The 24,752-nt window shown below is 55.9% G+C and carries 20 protein-coding genes; 1 reads left to right on the forward strand and 19 read right to left on the reverse strand.

The annotated features are described in order from the left end of the window. Positions 1-3,513: a helicase-exonuclease AddAB subunit AddB gene (gene addB / locus RJP21_RS05560; protein WP_310858423.1), complete on the reverse strand. Its 3,513-nt coding sequence runs from the start codon at positions 3,511-3,513 to the stop codon at positions 1-3. Between the two features lie 399 nt (positions 3,514-3,912). Next, entirely contained in the window at positions 3,913-5,292 is a 1,380-nt protein-coding gene (locus RJP21_RS05565; protein ID WP_397386177.1) for a class I SAM-dependent rRNA methyltransferase, read from the reverse strand. Between the two features lie 125 nt (positions 5,293-5,417). Here RJP21_RS05565 and RJP21_RS05570 point away from each other — a divergent pair, with 125 nt between their 5' ends. After that, positions 5,418-6,392, forward strand: a complete 975-nt coding sequence (locus RJP21_RS05570) for a Na/Pi cotransporter family protein (protein ID WP_310858424.1) — start codon at positions 5,418-5,420, stop codon at positions 6,390-6,392. A gap of 25 nt (positions 6,393-6,417) precedes the next feature. Here the strand turns inward: RJP21_RS05570 and RJP21_RS05575 are convergent, their stop codons facing one another. The 17 genes from RJP21_RS05575 to lepA form a co-directional block, all read right to left on the reverse strand. Then, the gene (locus RJP21_RS05575) at positions 6,418-6,849 is read right to left on the reverse strand and encodes an NUDIX hydrolase (RefSeq protein ID WP_160043357.1); all 432 of its coding nucleotides are present in this window, start codon (positions 6,847-6,849) and stop codon (positions 6,418-6,420) included. Positions 6,850-6,951: 102 nt separating this feature from the next. Further along, positions 6,952-8,289, reverse strand: a complete 1,338-nt coding sequence (gene mtaB, locus RJP21_RS05580) for a tRNA (N(6)-L-threonylcarbamoyladenosine(37)-C(2))-methylthiotransferase MtaB (RefSeq protein ID WP_310858425.1) — start codon at positions 8,287-8,289, stop codon at positions 6,952-6,954. A 2-nt stretch (positions 8,290-8,291) separates the two neighbouring features. After that, positions 8,292-9,056: a 16S rRNA (uracil(1498)-N(3))-methyltransferase gene (locus RJP21_RS05585; protein ID WP_310858426.1), complete on the reverse strand. Its 765-nt coding sequence runs from the start codon at positions 9,054-9,056 to the stop codon at positions 8,292-8,294. 98 nt (positions 9,057-9,154) lie between these two features. After that, the gene (locus RJP21_RS05590; RefSeq protein WP_310858614.1) at positions 9,155-9,835 is read right to left on the reverse strand and encodes a site-2 protease family protein; all 681 of its coding nucleotides are present in this window, start codon (positions 9,833-9,835) and stop codon (positions 9,155-9,157) included. Next, positions 9,835-10,806, reverse strand: a complete 972-nt coding sequence (prmA, locus tag RJP21_RS05595) for a 50S ribosomal protein L11 methyltransferase (RefSeq protein ID WP_310858427.1) — start codon at positions 10,804-10,806, stop codon at positions 9,835-9,837. The genes RJP21_RS05590 and prmA overlap by 1 nt, the downstream gene beginning before the upstream one ends. Positions 10,807-11,117: 311 nt before the next feature. Then, a complete protein-coding gene (locus tag RJP21_RS05600; protein ID WP_160043362.1) occupies positions 11,118-11,309 on the reverse strand; it encodes a YfhD family protein in 192 nt (63 codons plus the stop codon). Between the two features lie 58 nt (positions 11,310-11,367). Then, a complete protein-coding gene (locus RJP21_RS05605) occupies positions 11,368-11,730 on the reverse strand; it encodes a hypothetical protein (protein ID WP_310858428.1) in 363 nt (120 codons plus the stop codon). Between the two features lie 270 nt (positions 11,731-12,000). Continuing rightward, positions 12,001-13,119 carry a molecular chaperone DnaJ gene (gene dnaJ, locus RJP21_RS05610; protein WP_310858429.1) on the reverse strand — a complete coding sequence of 373 codons (1,119 nt, stop codon included), beginning with the start codon at positions 13,117-13,119 and terminating at the stop codon, positions 12,001-12,003. Between the two features lie 111 nt (positions 13,120-13,230). After that, complete coding sequence (dnaK, locus tag RJP21_RS05615) at positions 13,231-15,078, reverse strand: molecular chaperone DnaK (protein ID WP_310858430.1); 1,848 nt, start codon at positions 15,076-15,078, stop codon at positions 13,231-13,233. Positions 15,079-15,147: 69 nt separating this feature from the next. Then, entirely contained in the window at positions 15,148-15,756 is a 609-nt protein-coding gene (grpE, locus tag RJP21_RS05620) for a nucleotide exchange factor GrpE (protein ID WP_310858431.1), read from the reverse strand. Positions 15,757-15,821: 65 nt separating this feature from the next. Beyond that, entirely contained in the window at positions 15,822-17,369 is a 1,548-nt protein-coding gene (locus RJP21_RS05625; protein ID WP_310858432.1) for a TCP-1/cpn60 chaperonin family protein, read from the reverse strand. Positions 17,370-17,385: 16 nt separating this feature from the next. Then, positions 17,386-18,420, reverse strand: coding sequence for a heat-inducible transcriptional repressor HrcA (gene hrcA, locus RJP21_RS05630; RefSeq protein ID WP_160043368.1), 1,035 nt, complete (start codon positions 18,418-18,420; stop codon positions 17,386-17,388). 164 nt (positions 18,421-18,584) lie between these two features. After that, positions 18,585-20,240 carry a DUF4179 domain-containing protein gene (locus RJP21_RS05635; RefSeq protein WP_310858433.1) on the reverse strand — a complete coding sequence of 552 codons (1,656 nt, stop codon included), beginning with the start codon at positions 20,238-20,240 and terminating at the stop codon, positions 18,585-18,587. After that, positions 20,224-20,751 (reverse strand): RNA polymerase sigma factor, encoded by a 528-nt coding sequence (locus RJP21_RS05640; RefSeq protein ID WP_310858434.1) that lies wholly within the window; start codon positions 20,749-20,751, stop codon positions 20,224-20,226. Before RJP21_RS05640 ends, RJP21_RS05635 begins: the two co-directional genes overlap by 17 nt. Before the next feature lie 233 nt (positions 20,752-20,984). Continuing rightward, on the reverse strand, positions 20,985-21,458 hold the full coding sequence (locus RJP21_RS05645; protein ID WP_310858435.1) for an N-acetyltransferase: 474 nt from the start codon (positions 21,456-21,458) through the stop codon (positions 20,985-20,987). Between the two features lie 126 nt (positions 21,459-21,584). Continuing rightward, entirely contained in the window at positions 21,585-22,787 is a 1,203-nt protein-coding gene (gene hemW, locus RJP21_RS05650; RefSeq protein WP_310858436.1) for a radical SAM family heme chaperone HemW, read from the reverse strand. Between the two features lie 120 nt (positions 22,788-22,907). Beyond that, complete coding sequence (gene lepA, locus RJP21_RS05655; RefSeq protein WP_310858437.1) at positions 22,908-24,725, reverse strand: translation elongation factor 4; 1,818 nt, start codon at positions 24,723-24,725, stop codon at positions 22,908-22,910. Between the last annotated feature and the right edge of the window lie 27 nt (positions 24,726-24,752).

Genomic DNA, 24,752 nt, shown 5'->3' on the forward strand with positions numbered 1-24,752 from the left:
TCAATGCGTTTCTCCTCCTTTGCGCTCGGACAGCAGCTCCCATACCTGCTTTTTGTCCGGCTTGCCCAACAGATGATATTGGTAGCCTTCGACCGTCTCGTCGAATTGGCATACCGGCTTGAACGGGCAATACGTGCAGGCGGTTTCCTGCTGGATCCGGTACGGCTCGATCCGTACGTCGCCTTCCGTGATCCTCGTTCCGATATGTTCGATGCTGTTCCGTACGGAAGCCAGCAAATCGTCCCATTGCTCGGGGCTTGCGACCGAAGCGCTGCTGTAAAAGCTTCCGTCCGCTTTGACGGCGACCGGCAGGATGGAGGAATGCCCCTTGTCCAAGGACGTGTCCATCAAAGACACGACATCCCGGTCGGCAAGAAGCAGCCCTTTCATCTTGAATCGTTTGAGCAGCTCTTCCGCCGCCTGCTCCATCGTCATGCCGTTCGCCGACTGCAGCATTGGGTCGTGCACGTGGAAATACAGCGTTCCCGCCGGCAGCGCCTTGCTGCCGAGCCACTCCTCCGAGTAGGTCAGCAGCACGTCCAAATACGTCAGCATTTGCAGTGCCAGCCCGTAATACACTTCATGGAGCTTCAGGTCCTTGCTTCCGGATTTGTAGTCGATGACCCGCAGCAGCAGCCCGTCTTCCCCATGGGCCAAATCCACGCGGTCGATCCGGCCGACGACCTCCATCACGGTGCCGTTCTCCAGGCGGAACGTAAGCGGGGGCAGCGGTTTGCCTGGGCCGAAATCAAGCTCCAGGCCAACCGGCTCGAAGCTGCCGCGGCGCGCATGCTCGCCCAAAATGACGGAAGCTCTGCTTACGATGTTTTTCAGCTTTCTTGAAATGTAGCCGTACCGTTTGGAGCTGAGCAAAATTTCGCCCTGCAGCTTTGGCGCAAGACGTTCCACCGTCAGCTCGGCTTCCCTTCGGCATTCCTCCGCCGTCAGGCTTCCCCAGCTGCGGTTTTGCTCTTTTAAACGGATCGCCATTTCGCTTAAAGCCGCATGGAAAAGCTGGCCGATGTCCGGCGCCTTCAGCCGGTACAGCTGCCGTTCCCTCAGCTTCAGCCCATGGGAGGCAAAATGCGAAAACGGGCAAGCCACAAACCGCTCCATCCGCGACACGCTCGTGCGGACTTTGCTTCCGTACAGCTTGCGGCTGGTGCCTGCCGTAAGCGCCTTGGCGCCGTTGCGGTAAAACAAGGACCGCAGCAGCATATCCAGCGGGCCGCGCCACTGCGGATCCCGCAAATACCAGTTGTATACGTCCCACCACAGCTCCGGCATCCTCATGCCCTGCCGCCACCGCCGCAGCTGCACGATCAGATGCTTCAGCGTCTGGCGGGGATGTTCGATATAAGCTTCATGCTCCGAGGCGTCCCGGTCCGCCCCCGGTTCGGCGGAAAGCGGCCGAGGCGAAAGTCCCGGAAACATTTTGGCCAGGTGACGCACCACTTCGGACGGCAGCAGTTCTTTGCCTTCGTCGTCCGCGGCCGGGTAACTGATCCAGACGTGCCGGCTTGCGGAAGTCAGCGCGTTGTAGATCAGGAAACGTTCATCCAGCAGCCGCCGCGAGATTCCCGGGGCCAGCTCCAACCCCGCATCGGCAAGAACGGAGCGCTCCTGTTCGGTGATGACGCCGTCCTCCTGAAACACCGCAGGGACGACGCCGTCGTTCACTCCGAGCAAAAAAACATGCCGGATGCCGCTTGTCCGCGTACGGTCCATCGTCCCGACCAGCACCTGGTCGAGCGACGGCGGCACGAGGCCGAGCTTCAGCTCGCTGAGCCCCGTTTCCAGCATCCCCGCGAACAGGTCGAACGTCATCGACTCGGAGCCCATCATCTCGACGATCTGATCCAGCAAATCCAGCACCTCGCCCCACAGCTGCCGGTGTTCCCTTGCCGCTTCCGGCCGGCCTTCGAGCAGCGCCTGGCGGCTCCAAACATCAAGCTTTTCGGGCACGCCCGCGTCTTCAAGCAGCCCATAAACCGCCGTGCACATTTCCCGGGCCGTTTTGGCGCGTTTGATCCGTTTCTCGAACGCCGCCAGCGGCCCCGTCACCGCGCTGCGGCAGCGCTCCATGAGCTCAAGAAGCTCCTCGGCCGTTTGCTGCTGCGGCGCCCCTCCTTCTTCGAGGGACAAGCTCGGGATGCCTTTCAAAGGCCGCCCGTCCGTCCAGCGGTAACCTTGCATTCCGCTTGCCAGCGCATAGTTTTCGAGGCGGTCCATGTCTTCCCGCGTGAGCGACCCGTCGAGCGGAAGAACAAAATCGCTTTTAACGCAGCGGAACACGTCCTCGTGCCTCCAGTACCGCCGGACGACGTCCAGCGCGGCGCGCATGAACTCCGCCAGCGGATGGTGCAGCTCGCTTCTTTTCTGGTCCAGGAAAAACGGCACGCCGTAATCCTGGAACAACGGCACGACCAGATGCTCGTAATCCCCCAAATTGCGCACGAACACCGCCATTTCCCGGAAACGCACGCCTTCCTCGCGCGAAAGCCGAAGCATTTCCCGAAGCGCTCCTTCGACTTCGGCGCGCCGCCCGGATGCGGGATGGATCGAAATGCCGTCGCCTTTTTGGCCTGAGGCCGCCTGATAGCGCAGCCGCCGGTCATATCCCCGCTCCAAATGGGCAAGCACCGGACTTTCCCGAAACCGCGGCGGCACCGGCGGATCAAGCACCGTGTCGTCGATGTCCAGTCCCAGCTCCTCCGCCATCCCTCTCAGCTTGATATAGGTCGTGGCGGTCGGATGGAACAAATCCAGCTCATGCGGCATCCGCATCGCGTCGTAAGGCCGGTCCAGCGTCAACGAGATGGTGACGGAACGGGCATGCGCCATCATTTGGCCGATCGCCAGCAGCTCCTGCGGGGTGAAGCCGTGGAACCCGTCGATCCATATTTCCGCGCCCCGCAAATAAGCCGAGTCCTTCACCGATTCGGTCAACCGGATCAGATTGTCCTCCTCGTCGATATACAGCGGTGACATTTCCTGCTCAAAGTCCTTGTAAACCGTCCATAAATCCTCGAGCTTGCTGCGCAGGATCGGCGTGACGCCCGGCGCGGGAGCCAGCTTCCCGAGCAGCTGTCCCACGGCGGAGGCATCGACGCAGTACCGCTTCATTTCGGTATATACGTCGCCAAGCTTGCCGACGAACCCAAGCTGCTCGCCCGAAGCGCCAAACAGCTTCAGCTCGTCCTTCCGGCGCTGTATGATTTTGTACAGCAGCATTTTTTTGCCCTCGTCGCTGATGCCGACGCGCGCCGTTCCCCCGGTCTCCTGCATGACGCGATAGGCGAGGCGGCGGAAGCTGAGCACTTGGGCCCTTACGCTGCCTTTGATCCGGCCCGACGTTACCAGCCCGTGCTCGGCTTGAAACGAACCCTGCTCCGGTACGAGCAGAATGATCGCATTCCCCTGCGGCTCTGCTTCCAGCTTCGCGGAAATCCGCTCCAGAATCGTCGTCGTTTTTCCGCTGCCCGACCGTCCGATCAAAAAATGAACCGACATGATGCTCCCCCTTCATCTATGTAAATAATCGCTGCTAATTCATCGATAATCTATCAATCAGTATATCATACGAATCTGAAAGGCAGAACGTATGTTTGTTGAAAAAACTAATCTATCAACCAAAACGGCTATAAAGCTCCTACTATTTTACCATTAAAACTCCGCTAGCGTTTAACGTCCATTATTTGCAAAAAGCGTATTCGCCGGCGTTTCTTACCTGAGGATTTTGCGAAAATCCAAGGAGCGACTTCCAATCAGCAACATACAGAACGAAGCGGTTTAATTCGTCAATAAATCGTACCCGGGAGCGGCCTGGAATCGAATTTTGAAAATCCTGATCTCTAAAAAAACTGCCGCCGAATCCTTTTTCGGATTCAAAGCGGCAGTCCGGCTGCATTCCTATGAAAAGGCTTTGCTTCTCACTTCAAAAATCGCAAACTTCAGGTAATGCCCTTCGTCGACGCCCAAAATTTGCGGATGGTCTTTGCCTGCGGCGCGCCATTCGATCAGGCGCAATATTTTGCCCGCGTCGGCCGCGGCTTCCCGGATCGTCTCGAGGAACAAATCGGGCCGCATATGGTACGAACAGCTGGCCGTAACCAGGTATCCGCCTTCGTTCACCAGCTTCATGCCGTGCAGGTTGATGTCCTTGTATCCTCTGCAGGCGCCTTTAACCGCGTTTTTGGTTTTGGCGAAAGCCGGCGGGTCCAAAATGACGACATCCCATGTTCTGCCGCCGCCCGCGGTCATTTTTTGCGAGGTGTCGACCTTGGCCCCGGCGCCGCCGGAACGTTCTTCTCTTTCCTCAAGCCCTTTGACCTGGTTGCGCAAATACTGGAACGCATCGTCCACCACAAATTCCACGCGGTCGCCGAACCCGTTCAGCTCCACGTTTTCGCGGGCGCTGTCGATCGCATGCTGGGAGATGTCCAGGCAGGTGACCTTTTTGGCGCCGTATTTGCAGGCATGCAGCGTAAAGCTGCCTGTATGCGAAAAGCACTCCAGCACCGTCGCGCCGTCCCAGTACGGGAACGTGACGACCTTGCCGCTTTTGTTCACCGGGCGCTCTACCGTTTGCCCGTTTTCTTCGACTTCCCGGACCGTAATCCCGCTGCGCTCGCCCCAGCCCGTCATCAGCGGCTCGATCGATGCGCGGTTTTCCCGTTGGTCGAAAAAGTAGCCGGTTTTTTGCCCTTCTTCGATATCGACGCGGATCAATAGGCCGTTTTCCCGCACCGTCACGAATCTAGGGCAGTCTCCGTAGACCGGTCCTTTGGTTTGCTCGAGCCCCTCCAGCTCCCGGATCGGAACGTCGCTCCGTTCGTAAATCCCCCGGGGATCCATCACTTTGGCCAAAGCTGCGATGATCTCCTTGCGGCGGATATCCATGCCCAGCGTCAGCAGCTGAATGACCAGCACGTCATCGAAACGGTCTACGATCAGCCCCGGAAGGAAGTCGGCCTCCCCGTATACAAGGCGGTACGCGTTTCCGTCATTCAGGAAGCGCTCCCGGTGCTTCAGGCAGCCTAGGAAACGTTCCGTAAAAAAGGCTTCGTCCATCGCTTCGATTTCGCGGTAGGAAACGGCGCGCACCGTGATTTGCGATGCCGGGTTGTAATACCCCGTCGCCAAATAACGTCCTTGATGGTTCACGACATGAACCAGATCCCCGGGCTGCGGGTCGCCCTGAACCGACTCGATTTCATTTTTAAAAATCCATGGATGTCCCTGCTCCAGCCTTTTTTTTCGGTTTTTATGAAGAACGACAGTTCCCAACATGTCCACTCCTACTCGTGTGCAATTTCTTGAATCTTAAATGTGCGCCGCCCTCCAAGTCATGGTTGTCCACGCGGCGGCATATATGTAATGCATGGACAAGAATCCGCCAAAGGAGAACCTTCCCCATGTTTCATACGGTTATTTTTCCCGTCATTTACGGGCTCATCATTTTTTTGGCCGGCATGAAGGTGATGGAAGCGGCGCTCGGGAGCTGGGCGGGACCGCTGCTTACGAACTTTCTGGAAAAAGCGACCGCATCCCCTTTCAAAGGCATGCTGTTCAGCACGGGCATTACGGCCGTGCTTCAAAGCAGCACCGCCGTTACCGTGCTCACGATGGGCCTTGTGAACGCCGGGCTGCTCTCGTTCGAGCGGACGCTGGGCATCATCCTCGGCAGCAACATCGGAACCTGTCTTACGACCGAGCTCATCGGACTGCAGATCGGCCGGATCGCGCTTCCTCTGCTCGGCGTTTCCATCCTCGTATGGGCCGCGGCGGTCCTGCTCGACGAGTACAAGCTGTTTTCCATGCGCAGCGCCCCCCGGGCCTTCAGGCCGATCCAGCTGATGGCTCTGGCTGCGGCCGGTTTTGCCATGGTGATGCTCGGCATCCGCGTCATGCAGATGATCGGCCCTGCGCTCGAACAGTCGGGGCTGTTCGGCTGGTTTATCGGCCAATCCACGCATAACCTGTGGTGGAGCATCGCCGCCGGAGCGGCGCTTACCGCCCTTATGCACAGCAGCGCCGCCGTCATCGGCCTTGCGATCGCGCTTGCGGCCGCCGGAACGCTTCCGGTCGGCATCGGCATCGGCATCGTGCTCGGCGCTAACGTAGGCACTTGCGTCACGGCCGTCATTGCCGCCATCGGCAGCACGAAATCCGGCCGATTCGTCGCCTGGACGCATGTCGTCCTCAACGTAGGCGGGGCGCTGCTGTTTATGCCCTTCATCCCGCAGCTGCATTGGGCCGTCTCCTTGCTGTCGGCCGACGGCGGAGCCCAGATCGCCCACGCCCAAACGCTGTTTAACATCGTTTGTTCGCTCGCCGCGCTTCCGTTATGTTATTTGCCGGTCTGGAAAAAACTCCGCTTTCAGCATTAATCCGAAATGGCGCGCTTGCCTGCCCTTACACGCGGATCCCGAGGCGGGCGAGCGCCTTGCGGACGATCACGTCGTTGTTATCATAACCGCCTTGCTCCTGCTTGCTCCACGCCTCCGCCGGATCATACCAGGACACGCCGCTGATTTCCTCTACCTGCGGGCGCAAGGTGCCGCTCACGGCTTCGACGAGGTAATAATGGACTTCCTTGTCCACTTCCCCATGCACCGGATGCTGGTATTTATATTTGATGACGTCCACGGGGGCCACGATGTTCCCTTTGATCCCCGTTTCCTCCTCAATTTCGCGCAGCGCCGTCTGCTCCACCGTCTCGCCGGGCTCCATCTTGCCTTTCGGAAGCGAAATCTTGCCGTACCTGTCCGTAATGAGCAGCGCTTCCAGCCGGTCTCCGGCTTTGCGGTATACGACGCCTCCTGCTGAAATCTCCGTTCTGGCCATCCCGATTCCTCCCTTACCGAAGCGAATAGTGCAACAAGGATTCCACCTCCCTGGTTTGCACCGGAAATGAAATCCTTGTTTTTCATCCATTGGATTGATTGTTTACATGGCAGCGCCGGAAGCTTCTCCAAGAACGCGCACGAGCTGTCCTTCGCATTCATGCACGCCCGCTTTGGTCACCTTGACGCGGCAGAGCTGGCCCTGAAGGGCTTCGGAGCCGTCAAATACGAGCTGCAAATAGTTGTCGCTGAAGCCGTGCATTTTGCCCGGGCCGTGGGACTCCTTGGAGCCCTCCGGAATGACGTCGAGCACCTGGCCGACGAATTTCTCCGCATAGGCGAGCTGCATTTGCTCGGACAGGCTGATGAGCTCGCGCACGCGCGCATGCTTGACCTCTTCGTCGATCTGGTCCTGCATCCGCGATGCAGGCGTACCGTTCCGCTGGGAATACGGGAACACGTGCATCTCGGAGAAGTTGATCTCCTTCATGAAATTGTAACCGTTCCGGAACATTTCATCCGTTTCTCCCGGGAAACCGACGATGACGTCCGTCGTAATGCCGACATCCGGCATCGCTTGGCGGATCATCTGCATTTTATTGTAAAATTCCTCGGTCGTATATTTGCGGCGCATCCGTTTCAGGACGGTATCGTCTCCCGCCTGCAGCGGGATATGCAGATGGCGGCACATTTTCGACGAGCGGTTCAGCACGTCCAGCATGTTGTCGTCGATTTGGCTCGCTTCGATCGAACTGATGCGGATTCTTTCCAGGCCGTCCACCTTGTCCAAATCCCACAGCAGGTTCGACAAGCGGTAGTTTTCCAGGTCGTCGCCGAAGCCGCCCGTATGAATGCCCGTCAGGACGATTTCTTTATAGCCCGCTTCGACCAACTGGTGGGCCTGGGTGATGATGCTTTTCGGATCGCGGCTGCGCGACAGTCCGCGTGACCACGGAATGATGCAAAACGTGCAGAAGTTGTTGCAGCCGTCCTGGATTTTCAAAAAGGCGCGCGTGCGGTCCGCAAAGCTTGGCACGTCCATGTCCTCGAACACGCGGTTTTTCATGATGTTGCGCACGGCGTTGATCGGCTCGCGTTTTTCGCGGATTTCATTCACGAACGGAATGATTTTGTCGCGGTCCTGGTTGCCGATGACGAGATCCACGCCGGGAATGTCCATAATTTCTGCCGGGGACGTCTGCGCGTAGCAGCCGGTGACGGCGATGATCGCTTCCGGATTGCGGCGGACGGCGCGGCGGATGATCTGCCGGCTTTTTTTGTCCCCGGTGTTTGTCACGGTACATGTATTGATCAAATAAACGTCTGCGGTCTGTTCGAAATCCACCTGCTCGTAGCCTTCATTTTTGAACAGCTGCCAGATGGCTTCCGTATCGTAAAAATTAACCTTGCAACCTAATGTATAAAATGCAACGGATGGCATTTTCAAACTCCCCCCATTTCTCCGGATTCGTAAAGTATGCATGCAAGGGCAACCATACCCGCTGTTTCGCAGCGCAGGATCCGCTTGCCGAGACCGACGCTCGCCGCGCCCGCTTCCTCCGCCTGCCGGCATTCCTCTTCGCTGAACCCGCCTTCGGGACCCACGAGGAGCAGCACGCGCGGCGGACGGTCCGCCGGCAAAGCCTGCATGAAAGGTCTCAGCGCATCGCGCAGCTGAAGGCCTTCTTCCTTCTCATAGCAAAAATAAACGGCATCGTAATTTCGGAACGTAAGCAAAAGCTGCTTCCAGGCAAGCGGCTGCGCCACCTCCGGAACCGTGTTCCGGTGGCTCTGCTCGGCCGCTTCCTTTGCGATTTTGTTCCAGCGTTCCAGCCGCTTGGATTCCTTTTTGGCATCGTATTGCACGATGGTCCGCTCCGAAATAAAAGGAACGAAAGAAACCGCGCCGATTTCGGTGCATTTCTGGATGACGGTTTCCATCTTGTCCCCTTTCGGCAGACTCTGGGCGACTGTCACTTTCACGGCGGGCTCATGCGTCATCTCCAGCTGGCTCACAACCTCGGCCGTAACCTCGCCTTGTTCGATCGCCGTAATCTCAACGAGCGCCTCGCGCGAGACGCCGTCGCTGACGATGAATTGGTCCCCGGCTTTGCCGCGCATCACCTTCGAAATATGGCGCGCGTCCTCGCCGGAAATCTCCACTGTATTTTCTTTGAACTGCTCGGGCGATACGAAATACCGCTGCATGATCATCAACATCCTATTTTAAAAAAATCACAATCCTCATCATACAACATTTGCCCGGTCCATGACCAGTGCATGTTTCACGTTCGGGCGTCCCCTGCCTATGACAAAATATGCAAAAAGACCTGCATGAAGTGGTAATATAAATTTTTTGCCAACAGATAGAGAGGCGAAATCGTATATTCTCGAAGCACCGGAATAAACAAAATGAGCAAAAAGATTAACACCGACCACTGCTCCACCTGCTGCAGCTTGCCCCTCACCGGACGCGGAACGAGATCCTCCACGATCCGGTAGCCGTCCAGCGGCGGCAGCGGAATAAGGTTGAACAGGAACAGGAAAAAGTTCATCAAACCGAACAGCCGGAAAAACAACACGATCGCTTCGAGAAGTTTCGGATTCGAAATCGACGCCAGCACGCCGGTGCTGATGAGCAGCGAGTAGATTAACGTCCCGATGACCGCAAGGAAAAAGTTGCTGAGCGGCCCGGCAGCCGATACGACCACGCCCATCAGCCGCGGATTTTTGAAATTGTCGCGGTTGACCGGAACGGGCCTCGCCCAGCCGAAACCTGCGATCAGGAGCAAAATGATCCCGAGCAGGTCGAAGTGAACCGCGGGGTTCAACGTGACCCGGCCGAGCAGCTTCGCCGTCGGGTCGCCGAATTTATAGGCAAAATAAGCATGCGAAAATTCATGCACCGTAAACGCGATCACCAGCACGATCAAATAAAAAGGGAGCTGGTGAAGCGGTACGCTCAGTATTCTGTTCAAAAAATCCATCATGACCTCTTTCTGGCCACAAATGCGACCCAGTCCTCATCGCGGCATAAGTCCTCAATGGCAAAACCGGAATCCTCAAGTGCCTGCTGTACGATTTCCACTTTATTTTTATAAATGCCCGACGCGATATAAACGCCGCCCGGCTTAAGCGCTTGATACACATCATCGATGAACAGCAAAATAATTTCTGCCAAAATGTTGGCCACGACGATGTCGACCGGCAGCGTAATTCCGAGCTCGTTTCCGTTGCCGCCATTCAGCAGTCCCAGCAGATCGCTTTCTTTGACCGTAATCTGTGTTTCCATGCGGTTCAGCGCCGTATTTTCGCGCGCGCTCGACACCGCCACCGGATCCAGGTCCAGGGCGAGCACATGTTTTGCCCCGAGCAGCACCGCGCCGATGGACAAAATGCCCGAACCGGTACCGACGTCGATGATTTCCTCGCCGCCTTTGACGACCTTCTCCAGCGTGCGCAGGCAAAGCGCCGTCGTCGGATGGGTTCCCGTGCCAAACGCCATGCCGGGGTCGAGCTCGATGATTTTTTCGGACTCGTGTTCCGGCTCGTAATCCTCCCAGGTCGGTTTGATCGTCAACCGGTCGGAGACGCGCAGCGGCTTGAAATATTGCTTCCAGGCGGTCGCCCATTCATCCTCGTTGACCGTTTTGATCTCATAACGGACTTCCCCCGGATCGATCTCAAACTCGCGCAGTCCTTCGATTCTTTGCTTCACTTCTTCCAGAATGTCCTCCACCGGGGACTCCTCCGAAAAATATCCTTTGATTTCGGCTTGCCCTTCGGGAATATCGTTAAGCGGCACCTCGTACCATTGCCCGTAAGACGTGTCGCGCTTTTTGTTCAACGAACCGGATTCTTCGATCGAAACGCCGCCCGCACCCGCTTCATGCAGAAAATTGGAAATCATCTCCACGGCTTCCTCTGTCGTATGTATCGTTATTTCATGCCATAACATCGTTACTCATCTTCCTCCTCAACTCGTGCATAGCTTTTATTGTACTATACATGGGCTGCCGAGTACAAAATTTTAAGTAAATTAGCCGTTTCTTGAGCGAGGAATGCGGTTGGTAATGTTTTCAAAGCATGTATAGATCAAGAAGTAAGATGGACGTTGAATAATACATAATGGGCAATATGGATATTTTGAGTCAATCTCTGTTAAAGAAAAAGAATTTATTGTCCCGAATTATTTCCGCGCAAAAAATAACCGCGCTCGCCCTAAGGCTTATGCACGGTTATGGATAAGATACCCACTGCCTGACACGTTCAAGACGTCCAGCCGTCATCCATTTTGCGCAGCTGGCGATCGTCGGCGGCTTCGCTGCGGCGGAGCGCTTCCACGTCGTCCGCGTCGGCAAGCGCCCCGGAAAATTCGACGTCCTCGTTTTTCATGGACATGAGTTCTTTGATTTTTTCCGTTTTGGTCATGATGCGTCCCTTTTTGTCACGGTTAGCCATATCTCAGCACCTTCTTTCGATTTTTTATGCGTCGGTCCCGCAATCCGCATCGTGGAAACTATACGAAACCGCCCGCTTCTTCGATGATTTTCATCGCTTTTTCAAACGATTCTTCCTCGACCACGACGGTCAGCAAAATATCCCTTCCGGTAGGCCCCCCTTGGTCCCCGTCGCTCATGCCGCTAGCCGAGGTATTCGTGGCGGCCAGCACCCCGGCATCGCCGCCGATCGTGTTCCCGAAGGTCACGGAGGACAAGCTGTCCATGCCGGTGAGGTTCCGATCCCCGTACGGATCCGTCCCCGGGTACATGCTGAAACGGTCGATCGACATGTCCACGACACGCAGCGACTGCAGCTTCCTGGACACGCTTTCGGCTTCCTCCGGCGTTTTGAAATAGGCCAATATATTTTTTTCGGCCATTAAGCTCACCTGCCTGTCTTAAGTTTCATTCCTTGGCCATAAAATAGGCTTTCATGCCTTTGGTTAGATTTTGCCTAATGCGGATCGAATATGCGCCGGATTCCATCGAAAGCGGAAACCGCAGGCTCGAACGACCAAAAAAACCGCATAGCGCGGATATGGCTTTATAGCCGATTCAGGCACTTTGCGGGAAAACGGAAATGTATAGATTTTTATAAACCAAAAAAACCGGCCACAAAATGGCCGGTTTTGCCGGTACTGCTCTACCCTTTATTCCCCGCGGAAAGCGCGTTTCATCCGGTCGAAAAAGGACTGTTCATGCTCATGTGTCTGCTCGCCTTCAAGGGATGCAAACTGGCGAAGCAGATCCTTTTGCTCGTCGCTCAGCTTGCTTGGCGTCACGACGACGACCTTCACGTGCTGGTCGCCCTGGCCGATGCCGCGCAAACGCGGAACGCCTTTGCCTCTTAAGCGGAAAAACGTGCCTGTCTGGGTGCCTGCGGGAATTTTGAGCTTCACTTTTTCGGTCAGCGTCGGGATTTCAATCTCGTCCCCAAGCGCCGCCTGCGCAAAGGTCAGCGGAATTTCGCAATAGATATCGTCGCCTTCGCGCTCGAAGAAATCATGGGCTTTAACCCGAATGACGATGTACAGGTCGCCCGGAGGACCGCCGCGCAGACCGCCCTCGCCTTCGCCCGTCATGCGGAGCTGGGCGCCGTCGTCCACGCCCGCAGGAATTTTGACATGGATCTTGCGCTGTTTTTTGACTTTGCCGCTGCCGCCGCAGGTCGAGCATTTTTCTTTGATGATTTGGCCGGTGCCGTTACAGTTCGAACAGCTGCGGCGGTTCACCATACGCCCGAACGGCGTGTTCTGAACCACTTCCTGCTGACCGGACCCGTGGCACACGGAACAGGTTTGCGGCTTCGTGCCCGGCTTGGCGCCGGTGCCGTGGCAGGTATCGCAGTTTTCGGTACGCGGAATGGTAATATCCTTTTCGACGCCGAAAACCGCTTCCTTGAATTCGATCGTCATCGTGTATTGAAGATCATTCCCCCGCTGCGGCGCATTCGGATCGCGACGGCCTCCGCCGCCGAAAAACATGTCGAAAATGTCGCCGAAGCCGCCGAAGTCGGCTCCCGAAAAACCTCCGCCCATGCCCTGGTTCGGATCGATATGTCCGTACTGGTCATAGGTGGCGCGTTTCTGGCTGTCGCTGAGCACGTCGTAAGCTTCCTTGACTTCCTTGAACTTCGCTTCGGCGTCATCCGCTTTGTTGACGTCCGGGTGATATTGGCGGGCAAGCTTCCGGTAGGCTTTTTTGATTTCGTCTTCCGAAGCGTTTTTGCCGACGCCAAGCACCTCGTAATAATCACGCTTTTCAGCCACTCTTCCACCCCCGTTGTTTTCTCTGGAATTGCCGCTCATGGAAAAAGGAAAGCCGAAGCACCTGGGATGCCCCGGCTTTGCCTTCCCTTCCTGAACATAACTTTCTTAAGGTTAACCTTGTTTTTTGTCCTCGTCAACAACCTCGTAATCCGCGTCGACGACGTTGTCTTTTTTGGCTGCGCCTTCCTGGCTGCCTTGTGCTCCTTCGGCGCCTTGCTGAGCTTGAGCCGCTTGCTCATACAATTTTACGGAAAGCTGCTGCACGATTTCGGTCAATTCTTCGGTAGCTTTTTTGATTTGCTCGAGATCGTCGGTTTCGATCGCCGCTTTTACTTTATCTTTAGCCGCATTCGCTTTGTCGATTTCGGCCGCGTCGACTTTGTCGCCGAGATCCTTGATCGTTTTGTCCGTGGAGTACACGAGCTGGTCGGCGTTGTTTTTCGCTTCAACCAAGTCTTTGCGCTTGCGGTCTTCTTCGGCATGCGCCTCGGCGTCCTTCATCATGCGTTCCACTTCCTCGTCGCTCAGGCCGCTGGAAGAAGTGATCGTAATTTTTTGCGTTTTGTTCGTGCCTTTATCCGTCGCAGACACGTTTACGATGCCGTTCGCGTCGATGTCGAACGTAACTTCGATTTGCGGCACGCCGCGCGGTGCAGGAGGAATGTCTCCGAGCATAAAGCGTCCGAGCGTTTTGTTGCCTGCCGCCATTTGGCGTTCGCCTTGCAAGACGTGGATTTCCACGCTTGGCTGGTTGTCGGCGTACGTAGAGAAGATTTGCGATTTGCTTGTCGGGATCGTCGTGTTGCGTTCGATCATTTTCGTAAACACGCCGCCTGCGGTTTCGATACCGAGAGACAGCGGAGTAACGTCAAGCAATACGACGTCTTTGACGTCGCCTGTCAGGACGCCGGCTTGAACCGCTGCGCCCAGCGCCACCACTTCGTCCGGGTTAACGCCTTTGTGAGGCTCTTTGCCCGTCAGCTTTTTGATCGCTTCCTGAACGGCAGGAATACGCGTCGAACCGCCGACGAGGACGATTTTGTCGATATCGTTCGGAGTCATGCCCGCATCGCTAAGCGCTTGACGGGTTGGACCCAATGTGCGTTCCACCAGGTCGGCGGAAATTTCTTCGAATTTGGCGCGGGTCAGGTTCACTTCCAAGTGCTGAGGCACGCCGTCTACGACCGTGATGAACGGCAGGGAGATCGTCGTGGTCAGGACGCCGGAAAGTTCCTTTTTCGCTTTTTCCGCCGCGTCTTTCAAACGCTGAACGGCAGCTTTGTCTTTGCTGAGGTCGATGCCTTGTTCTTTTTTGAACTCGTTCACGAGGTAATCGATGATGACTTGGTCGAAGTCGTCGCCGCCCAGATGGTTGTCCCCGCTGGTCGCTTTAACTTCGAAGAAGCCGTCGCCCAGTTCAAGAATGGATACGTCGAACGTACCGCCGCCAAGGTCATAAACCAGGATCGTTTGGTCTTCGGCTTTTTCGAGGCCGTAAGCGAGCGCCGCAGCCGTCGGCTCGTTGACGATCCGGAGCACTTCGAGGCCCGCGATTTTGCCGGCGTCTTTCGTTGCTTGGCGCTGGCTGTCGTTAAAGTATGCGGGAACCGTGATAACCGCTTGGGTTACCGGTTGTCCCAAATACGCTTCGGCGTCGGATTTCAATTTTTGCAAAATCATCGCCGAAATCTCTTGCGGCGTAAATTCCTTGCCGTCGATCACTTCCTTGTGATTCGTGCCCATATGGCGTTTGATGGAGATGATGGTGCGGTCAGGGTTCGTGATGGCTTGGCGTTTTGCCGTTTCCCCGACGATGCGCTCCCCGTCTTTTTTGAAACCGACGACGGAAGGGGTCGTGCGCGCGCCTTCCGGGTTCGGGATGACGACTGCTTCGCCGCCTTCCATCACGGCTACGCAAGAGTTCGTCGTTCCAAGGTCAATACCGATAACTTTACTCATGAGAAAATATCCTCCTTCATCAATTAGGAATCAGACGCTTATAACGTTTATATTTGAAAAGCCGCCGATTTACATGCTGACTTTGACCATAGCCGGCCGCAGTACTCTGTCCTTGAGCATGTAGCCCTTCTGGACTTCCTCCACGACGGTGCCTTCCTCGTATTCATCGCTTTCCACCTGCATGATCGCCTGATGGAACTCGGGGTTAAACGGCTGTCCAACCGTATCCATCGCTTCCAGGCCTTCGGCCTTCAGCACGCCTTCAAGCTGGCGGAAAATCATGCTCACGCCTTTGGCAAAGGATTCGATTTCGGCATTGTCGCCGGCGGCGGAAATAGCCCGATCGAAATTATCGATGATCGGCAAGAGCTCCGTAATCAGCTTGGAGGACGCGTATTTCGCGAAATCCTCTTTTTCCTTCTGGGTCCGCTTGCGGAAGTTGTCAAAGTCCGCCTGCGTCCGCAAGGCGCGCTGCTGGTATTCGTCGGCAAGCCCTTGAAGGCGCTGAACCTCGCTTTGCAGTTGGGCTGCGTTGACGGTCTCCACGTTTTCCTCTTCCGCAGAAGAAGCATCCGAACCCGCCCCGGCAGCCGAGTTTTCCTGCTCCGCCGTTTCCTCGATGTGTTGGTTTTCATTCAATTCATTTTCGTTTTCTTGAAATTGCTGGTTTTCTTTCAAGATGTCTTCACCTCCTTAATATGCTCTATCTTTTTCGGCGTCAAACCGGCTTTTCATTAGCGGCATCATTCGTTTCCGCTTGGTTTTCTCATCTTGATGACATTATGAATGCGCAGCACTGCGCAAGCGACTTCGCCTGCCGTAAGCAGTCCGTGAATTTTGACGAGCGCAGGGTCGACGATCCCGTGTTCCTCGTAATGGATGACAAGCCCGGTATCGCAATCGACGCCCATGCCGTCGCATTCTTCCGCGAGCTGCGCGGCGCGGGCTTCCTCCATTTTCTCGAGCGGGTTGTAGCCGGCATTCAGCAAAATTTGGGCCATCGGCTTGCGCAGGGCGGCGGCGACGGCGGCAATGCCGTACGCCTCCATCCCCTTCACGGCTTCGCGCCGCCGCTCCAGTTCATAGGAGACGGCCAGCTCCGCGGTTCCGCCGCCGGGAAGAATCCCCCCGGAAATCGCCGCCTGCAGCGCCGAAGCCGCATCGGCGGCAATCCGGGCCGCTTCGCCGACAACTTCCGCGGTGCTTGCCCCGACGATCAGCGTGACGACGGGATCCTCCTTCTGCCCTCCGCTGCGAATCCGCACCCGTTCGAGCAGCTCGTCGTAGCGCGCCTGCGGGGTGAATCCAAGCAGTCTGGACAAGGAATCCTGTTCCTTATGTAACGCCGTCCGGCGAAGCGGCACGGCTCCCGTCATCAAGCTGACCCGGGCGAGATCCTTCCGGCTTACCCGGGGGATCACCATGATGCCGTGATCCATGCAAAATTGCTCCGCGTCCGGGTGAATCCCTTTTTCCAGCAAAATCAAGCCGACGCCGAGTTCGGCCAACACGCTCAAATCGCGGGCGAAACGCTCCCGCAGCTCCATGTAGCGGGCAAAACCGGCCTCGGTCGTCAGCACCTCTTCATCCAACGTTTCCGGTTCGAGCGCATCATGCAAAACAAGGATGCGCGTATCGGCAAGTTCCGGCGTATCATGAGGATACAGCGGCGCCTGTCTCAGCAAAAGGCCTTCAAATACCTCATTATTGCCTTTTTCGTGGGCCGTAACCGCTTCGGCAAGGGAATAGGAAGGATCCTTCAGCTTGCGGAGCCCGACGATCGAAGCGGCCTCCATCACAAGCGCGACGATGTCTTCCCGTTCCCTGCCAGCGACATAAACGGCTTTGGCCAGCAAAGGATCGTCGAGATCGCGGATTTCCCTCTTCCTGTTTCGGAGGGAATCGGCCGCCATCCGGACGCCTTGCTGCATCCCCGCCACGACTTTGGAGGCCGGTACCCCTTTTACGATCTGGGAGACCCCTTCCTGAACAAGCGCCCCCGCAAGGACGGTGGCGGTCGTCGTGCCGTCCCCGACCTTTTTTTGCTGCGACCGGGCTACTTGTATCAGCAGCCGGGCCGCGGGGTGGCTGACGTCCATTTTGTCGAGGATGGTCACCCCGTCGTTGGTAATGATCACTTCCCCGCGGTCGCCCACCAGCATGACGTCAAGCCCTTTGGGGCCGAGGGTGCCTTCGACCGCCGAGGTGACGGCCCGAACGGCGTTGCTGTTGTTAAGCAGCGCGGCATACCGCTCCTCGCCTTCGCGCACCGGCTGCTGACCTTGACTCATCCGTCTTCAAGCCTCCTTATTTATACCGCTTCGACAGCATCTCGGTCAGGTCCTTGGACAAAATGCCGAGCAGGCCGATCACCTTGGCGTATTCCATCCGCGTCGGTCCCAATATGCCGATCGTTCCGAGCGCTTCGCCTTCCAGGGAATAGGTGGCGGTAATCAGGCTGCAGTTGGCAAACGCCTCATGGTCGTTTTCGGTGCCGATCCGAACCTGGATCCCGGCCGCTCCCTGCATCGACGCCATCATTTTTGTCAGCGTGGGCGTTTCTTCAAGCAGGTCCAGAATGTCCTTGACTTTCTCGACGTCTTTGAATTCAGGCTGCGTGAGCATATTCGTCGCGCCGCTCAAATACACGCGCTGATCGGAATCTTCCTCCACGAATATGTTGTCCAGGATGCCCATAATCTCCTCGAAATTGGTCAAATGGCGCTGCATTTCCTGACCAAGCTCGCGGTAGAGTCTCGCTTTCAGCTTGTAAAGCGGCACATTCACCAGCTTGCTGTTCAGCAGGTTGACGACTTTTTCCATTTCGGACACGGAAACGCCGGGCGGCACGGTGACCGTCTTGCTTTCAACCTGACCCGTGCTTGTGACGATGATTGCCACCGCGGTCGTTTCGTTTAACGACAGCAGCTGAAAATGGCGCAATGACGTATGAAAAACTTCCGGCCCAAGCAGGATGGAAGTGTAGTTGGTGATATTGGAAAGGATCATCGCCGCATGCTGGATGACCTGTTCCGTAGCGTTCAGCTTCTCCGCGAAAAAAGCGCGCAGCGTGCGCATCTCGACGGAAAGATTTTGATACTTCGGATCCAGATGGTCCACGTAATATCGATAACCTTTGTGAGAAGGGATGCGTCCGGCCGATGTATGCGGCTGCTCCAGAAAGCCCAGCTCCTCCAAATCGGCCATTTCGTTCCGAATGGTCGCAGGACTGAAGCCGACATCTCCCCGTTTCGATATGCTGCGCGAGCCGACGGGTTCCGCCGAACGGATGTAATCGTCCACGATGGCATTCAGAATTAATCGTTGGCGTTCGGTAAGCATGTCTTCCCCTCCCTTTGGTCGTTGTAATTTTGCTTCGTTAGCACTCGACTCCAATGAGTGCTAACCGCTAATACAAAAATACCAAACTGACCTGAGCATTGTCAAGTCAGTTCGGCATGCGGGAGAGAATCTGTGCGGGTATCCCCGCCAGGTTGTTTTTTCGTTTATTTTTGGGTCAGCGCCATCTCCACATCCCGGCCCGGATCGCTGTATCTATAGATCCCTGGATTGATTTCGAGCGTATGGCTCATATTGAAATCGGGATATCTCTCAATGTTTTTGCCAAGCGCGCCCGGGCCTCTCGGAGCGTATTCCGGATAGACGTCTTCGCCGTCGACGCGGAGCATCGATTGGCCGATGCCTTTGACGGATCCGGAAACGGGCTCCGATTCGACCACCAGATCTTTTCCATCCATATAATAGGTAAACCGGACTTGGGATGATTCGAGGTTCATCTCGGCCGTTTGCTTTTCTGCCGTCGGCCGGTGCAGCGCCAGCCAGTTTGCCGAGGTGTCCCGTTTCATGACGACGGCCTGTTTTAATATGAGCTTCATCGGAACGCCGGACCAATCCTTATACCACTCGGGCGACTCGAAGGCATACGCTTTCCGGTATTTTGCAGGGTCATCCCCTTTGATCGTGTAGGAGCCTTTGATTTCCTGGTCCCCGATTTGCAGCCGTACGTCGTCGTAGTTGACTTCGAACCATTTGCCGCGCTCCTGCGGCGTTTCCTCGTTGATGCCGGCGATAATTTCGAGCGGGGTGACCGTCAACCGGTCAAGCGACTTGCGGGCTTTTTCCCGGAATTCGCCGCTCGTCTGCAGCGGCCGCGAATAGATCGCTTCGCCTGCCTTTTTTCCGTCCGTCTGAAAATGGAACGACCAGGAGCCCCCGATCCGTTTCGATTCTTTCAAATAATTGAAACGAATGTCGGCGTTTTCCCAATCTTTTGCCGTCATCCGCGAGAACGCCTGTTCCATCGGGATGCCTTCGCCTTCGGGCGGGAGTTGCGTGACGGACCCGCGGACCGTTTGACCTCCGTACGTTACGGTCAGATGCGGGTCGCCGCTGCCGCCGTCTTTTGCGTCAGCGGCGTTGACGTTATAACGGACGGTCAGCCCCTCCGAGGAGCCGACGACCGACTTGATATTCAGGGTAGGATACCGGGTTTCCCCCGTTTTGATTTCGGTTCCCACGGCAGGCTTTTGCTTCAGCGGAACGGCCTCGGATTTGTAATAAATAAGGTTCCCTGCTTCAAGCGTGTATGTTTTTTTGCCGTCCTTCAGCGTGTCCTTCGTCTCGTAAATGCCGAGCAGCTTGCCGCTCGCCCCGTCATATTGCAAATATCCGCTCAGCGGTTCCTCATGGCCTGCCTTATCTTTAATGGCCATATGCTCCAATACGACCACATCATATTCTCCCGGCTTCATGCCGGCGTCCACCGCAACCAGCAGCTTCATTCGTTCGCCGTCGGTGACGACCCCTTTCAAGCTCACGGTGACGCCGTTGCTGCTTGCGTCAAGATCATAACGCTGCCCGATTCCGTTATCCAGAGCACGGGTCACGCTTTTGCCGCCGTATAGATGATCCCAGTTCAGCGTTACGCCCGCAAAGGCGGGGACTGCAGCGACCATAAAACACGAAAATACAATCGCGGCGGGAATGTATTTTTTTCTCGACCTTGGCGCAGCTTCGGTTGGCACGACTCCCGCCCTACGCTCCGCCACTTCGCGTTCAATCCGCGACCACATCCGGTCAAAATCCGGCCGCTCGCAGGCTTGAACGTTCTCCCGAACTTCGTTTTCAAAATACCGACTCATTTCCGATCATCTCCTTTTCCTGAAATGCCGCCATTTGCTGGAGCAGCTTGATTCCCCGGTTCAACCTCGATTTGACCGTTCCTTCCGGAATCCCGAGAACGCCTGCGATTTCCGGCACCGACATGTCGTTGGCATAACGCAGGGTGACGGCCAGCCGGATTTTGTCCGGAAGCTTGCCGTACATGCGGTCGAATTCCGCTTTGATTTCATGCCGGTCGGCGCTTTCCTCCACGGGGTTGCCCACCCTTGGACGAGCCAGCAAATAAGCCCGCAGCTCTTTGGCCCATCCGTTTTTGCGCCTTCTGAGCACGCTGTTGCATTCATTGGACGCGATTCGCAGCAGCCACGACTTCAAATCCCGCACCTGCGACCGGTCGGCCAGCAAAGCTTTTACGAACACCTCCTGGCAGAGGTCCTCGGCGTCGGACGGGTTTTGCATCATGTAGCGGCAGAGCCTGTAGACCTGTTCCTTATACGTCTCAAAAAGCTCGCGGTCATTCAATCTTGGCACCTCCTTCATGCGTGTTTCGACTATATGACCGTTAACGCGGGCAAACCGTTCATTTTCCAAACTGAAAATATATGTATCGGTAATAAGTGAATAAAAAACCGCTTCCCTGCCATCATCATACATGACTCCCCTCGGAAAAGGGCAAGAAAAAAAGCCGTTGTTAAACGCAAAAAACCACTCTCAATCAGCCGAACATCCGGTTGATATGAAAGTGGTTGATGATCAAATCTCGTTTAAGATTCATCCAGCATCTTCAGCACGGCGATTTCGTCGCAGCAGGACTGCTTGCTGCAGTTGACGCAATCGGTCCATACCTTTTCGGGGAAAATCTCTTTTTCCACGACGGAAAAGCCGTTTTTCACGAAAAAGGATACCTCGTACGTTAACGCCATAATTTTCGGAATGCCCTGCCGTCTGGCTTCCTCCGTCAGCTTGTTTACGATCATCGAACCGATGCCGAGACCTTTATGCCCGTCCAAGATCCCCAAAGAGCGGATTTCGACCAGGTCGTTTCCGAGGCGGCAAAGCGAGCCGCAGCCGATAACGGCGCCGTCCGCTTCCGCAACGACAAACTGATCGATCTGCTTCTCCAGCACTTTGCGGGAGCGGGGGAGCATGATCCCTTTTTTCGCATATCCATCGATCATCTGAAAAAGCGGCTCGACATCCTCCGGGACCGCAACTCTGCATGTGACTACAGCCGGCATCCTACTTCTCCTCCTATTCGAGGATGAAGCAAACCAGGTTATTGCCCGGGGAATTTTGCGCATCCTCTACACGTCGCTGTTTTATAATATGAATAAATATACAACATCGCGTATAGAAGTGCAAGCCTATTCTTTGACCGTCAAATAGCCGATAAATTCGCCGAAAACGTCGTTTCCGAACAAGAGGCCTTTTTCGCTGAGGCGGTATCCCGCCTCCGTCGGCTCCAGCAGTCCCGCGTTTTGCATTTTGTGCAGCGGCTCCGCGAATACGTCCTCGATCCGGGCTCCGAACTGCTCCTCGAAATGGCGGTTCGACACCCCGCTCAGCACGCGCAGGCCGACCATCATGAAGTCCTCCATCGCTTCCTCGCGCGACACCTCGAACGTCTCCAGCCGCGGCAGGCCATCTTTCGTCGCTTCCGTATACGGATTGACGCCTTTAATATTCATATGGCGCTGACGCCCGACATAACCGTGGGCCCCCGCACCGAGTCCGTAATAGTCATCGTTCAGCCAATAAGCCATGTTGTGGCGGCTGTGATAACCGGGTTTGGCAAAATTGCTGATTTCGTATTGCACGTAACCCGCTTTTTTCATCCGGTCCATGAGCAAGAGGTACATTTGGAGTTCCTCGTCTTCGCTTGGCAGCGGAAGCTGGTTCTTTTTATACATCGTATGGAAAAGCGTATTTTCCTCAACCTTCAGGCTGTAGATGGAATAATGCGGCAGCCCGAGCGCCAGCGCCTTGTCCACGCTTTCCGCCAGCATGTCCAACGTCTGGTTCGGCAAGCCGAACATGAGGTCGATCGACAAGTTTTCGAACCCCGCCTTGCGGGCGTTCTCCAGGCTTTGATACACGTCGTCCGTGTCGTGAATGCGCCCGATGCCCTTGAGCAGCTCGTTCTGGAACGATTGCACGCCAAAGCTGACGCGGTTGACGCCGCCTTCGCGCATGACCGAAAGCTTTTCCAGATCCGTCGTTCCCGGGTTCGCTTCCATCGAAAATTCAATGTCTTCGGCCCAATCCGGAAAATAAGTGCGAACCGTCTTCAAAAAATATTCCATCTCGTCCGGCTTCAGCACCGTCGGGGTGCCGCCGCCCACAAAAATCGATGTGATGACGCCGGGGGGAACCTCCTTGACCGTCCGCTCCATCTCGCGTTCAAGCCCTTGCAAATAGTCCATTACCGGCTGGTTTTTCAGCACGTAAGAGTTGAAATCGCAATAAAAGCACTTGTTCGTGCAAAAGGGAATATGAAGATAGACCGCCTGCGGCTTCCGGCTTTCTTGAGATCCGCCGCCCGTCGTTTGCGCTTGTACTGCTGCCATGGCTCAATTCCCTCCTTCTGATTCGTTAATGTATAAGAAAAACGTCTACGACGTTCCACGTTCTATTAGTTCTTTGTCCAACCATGCGAAAAGCCGCTTCAGCGGCTTTTCCGTAACGGCTTATTTGTCGTCGATTTTCAGGACGGCCATAAACGCTTCCTGCGGCACTTCCACGGATCCGACCTGCTTCATGCGCTTTTTGCCTTCCTTTTGCTTCTCCAGCAGCTTCCGTTTCCGCGAAATGTCGCCGCCGTAACATTTGGCAAGGACGTTTTTGCGCATCGCTTTGACCGTCTCGCGGGCCACGACCTTCGTTCCGACGGAGGCCTGGATCGGCACCTCGAACATTTGGCGCGGAATGAGCTCGCGAAGCTTCTCGCAAATGATCCGTCCGCGCTGGTAAGCGCGGTCGCGGTGCACGATGAACGACAACGCGTCCACCTGCTCGCCGTTCAGCAAAATGTCCATCTTCACAAGATTCGACTTGCGGTATCCCGACATTTCGTAGTCGAACGAAGCGTATCCTTTCGTTCCCGACTTCAGCTGGTCGAAGAAATCGTACACGATTTCCGACAGCGGAATTTCGTAGGTGATCGTCACGCGGGTCGTATCCAAATACTCCATGTTGACAAATTCGCCGCGTTTGCCTTGGCACAGCTCCATGACCGTTCCGACGTAATCGTTCGGCACGATGATGGCCGCTTTGACGTAAGGCTCTTCGACGGAATCGATTTTGCCGACTTCCGGATAGTTGGACGGGTTATCGATCTCGACCACGTCTCCGTTTGTCAGCGTGACGCGGTAAATAACGCTCGGCGCCGTCGTAATGAGCGGAATGTTGAATTCGCGCTCGATGCGCTCCTGGATAATCTCCATATGGAGGAGTCCGAGGAAGCCGCAGCGGAAGCCGAAGCCGAGGGCGCTCGAGGTTTCCGGCTCGAAGCTGAGCGATGCGTCGTTCAGCTGCAGCTTCTCCAGCGCTTCGCGCAAATCGTTGTATTCCGACGTTTCGATCGGATACAGGCCGCAATAAACCATCGGATTGATTTTGCGGTAGCCCGGCAGCGGTTCCGGCGTCGGGTTTTTCGCGTCCGTGACGGTATCGCCGACCCGGGTATCCCCGACATGCTTGATGCCCGCCACGATGAAGCCGACGTCCCCGACCTTCAGTTCGTCCACGATCGTCATCCGCGGCTTGAACGCCCCGACTTCGATGACCTCAAACGATTTGCCCGTCGCCATCATTTTGATTTTCGAACCCGTCTTAATGCTGCCGTTCACGACACGCACATACACGATAACACCTTTATAAGGATCGTAATGCGAGTCGAAAATGAGAGCTTTCAGCGGCTCGTCCGCTTCACCGGACGGAGGCGGAACCTGCTTGACGATCTGTTCCAAAATTTCCTTGATCCCGATCCCTGCTTTGGCCGAAGCGAGCACCGCTTCGCTGGCGTCCAGACCGATGACGTCCTCGATCTCCTGCTTGACCCGATCCGGGTCGGCGCTAGGCAGGTCGATTTTGTTGATGACCGGAATGATCTCCAGATTGTTGTCCAAAGCCAGATACACGTTGGCCAGCGTCTGGGCTTCGATCCCCTGCGCGGCGTCCACGACGAGGAGCGCGCCTTCGCAAGCGGCGAGGCTTCGCGATACCTCGTAGGTGAAATCGACGTGTCCCGGAGTGTCGATCAGATTAAGCAGATACTCTTGGCCGTCGTCCGCCTTGTAAGCAAGATTGACGGCCTGCAGCTTGATCGTAATGCCGCGTTCGCGTTCCAGATCCATCTGATCGAGCACCTGTTCCTGCATTTCACGGGAGGTCAACGCGCCGGTATATTCCAAAATCCGGTCGGCGAGCGTCGATTTGCCGTGGTCTATATGTGCAATGATGCAGAAATTCCGAATATTTTTTTGCCTTGCTTGTACGTCTGACATGCCCTACCCCCAAAACAGCCTGATGTG

It is taken from the genome of Paenibacillus sp. VCA1 (assembly GCF_031583795.1).
GTDB classification, from domain to species: domain Bacteria; phylum Bacillota; class Bacilli; order Paenibacillales; family Paenibacillaceae; genus Paenibacillus_AQ; species Paenibacillus_AQ albilobatus.

Excerpts from the sequence above, each read along its gene's own strand:
- addB (WP_310858423.1), bottom strand. The coding sequence starts at position 3,513 with ATGTCGGTTCATTTTTTGATCGGACGGTCGGGCAGCGGAAAAACGACG.
- RJP21_RS05565 (WP_397386177.1), bottom strand. The coding sequence starts at position 5,292 with ATGTTGGGAACTGTCGTTCTTCATAAAAACCGAAAAAAAAGGCTGGAG.
- RJP21_RS05570 (WP_310858424.1), top strand. The coding sequence starts at position 5,418 with ATGTTTCATACGGTTATTTTTCCCGTCATTTACGGGCTCATCATTTTT.
- RJP21_RS05575 (WP_160043357.1), bottom strand. The coding sequence starts at position 6,849 with ATGGCCAGAACGGAGATTTCAGCAGGAGGCGTCGTATACCGCAAAGCC.
- mtaB (WP_310858425.1), bottom strand. The coding sequence starts at position 8,289 with ATGCCATCCGTTGCATTTTATACATTAGGTTGCAAGGTTAATTTTTAC.
- RJP21_RS05585 (WP_310858426.1), bottom strand. The coding sequence starts at position 9,056 with ATGCAGCGGTATTTCGTATCGCCCGAGCAGTTCAAAGAAAATACAGTG.
- RJP21_RS05590 (WP_310858614.1), bottom strand. The coding sequence starts at position 9,835 with ATGGATTTTTTGAACAGAATACTGAGCGTACCGCTTCACCAGCTCCCT.
- prmA (WP_310858427.1), bottom strand. The coding sequence starts at position 10,806 with ATGTTATGGCATGAAATAACGATACATACGACAGAGGAAGCCGTGGAG.
- RJP21_RS05600 (WP_160043362.1), bottom strand. The coding sequence starts at position 11,309 with ATGGCTAACCGTGACAAAAAGGGACGCATCATGACCAAAACGGAAAAA.
- RJP21_RS05605 (WP_310858428.1), bottom strand. The coding sequence starts at position 11,730 with ATGGCCGAAAAAAATATATTGGCCTATTTCAAAACGCCGGAGGAAGCC.
- dnaK (WP_310858430.1), bottom strand. The coding sequence starts at position 15,078 with ATGAGTAAAGTTATCGGTATTGACCTTGGAACGACGAACTCTTGCGTA.
- RJP21_RS05625 (WP_310858432.1), bottom strand. The coding sequence starts at position 17,369 with ATGAGTCAAGGTCAGCAGCCGGTGCGCGAAGGCGAGGAGCGGTATGCC.
- hrcA (WP_160043368.1), bottom strand. The coding sequence starts at position 18,420 with ATGCTTACCGAACGCCAACGATTAATTCTGAATGCCATCGTGGACGAT.
- RJP21_RS05635 (WP_310858433.1), bottom strand. The coding sequence starts at position 20,240 with ATGAGTCGGTATTTTGAAAACGAAGTTCGGGAGAACGTTCAAGCCTGC.
- RJP21_RS05645 (WP_310858435.1), bottom strand. The coding sequence starts at position 21,458 with ATGCCGGCTGTAGTCACATGCAGAGTTGCGGTCCCGGAGGATGTCGAG.
- hemW (WP_310858436.1), bottom strand. The coding sequence starts at position 22,787 with ATGGCAGCAGTACAAGCGCAAACGACGGGCGGCGGATCTCAAGAAAGC.
- lepA (WP_310858437.1), bottom strand. The coding sequence starts at position 24,725 with ATGTCAGACGTACAAGCAAGGCAAAAAAATATTCGGAATTTCTGCATC.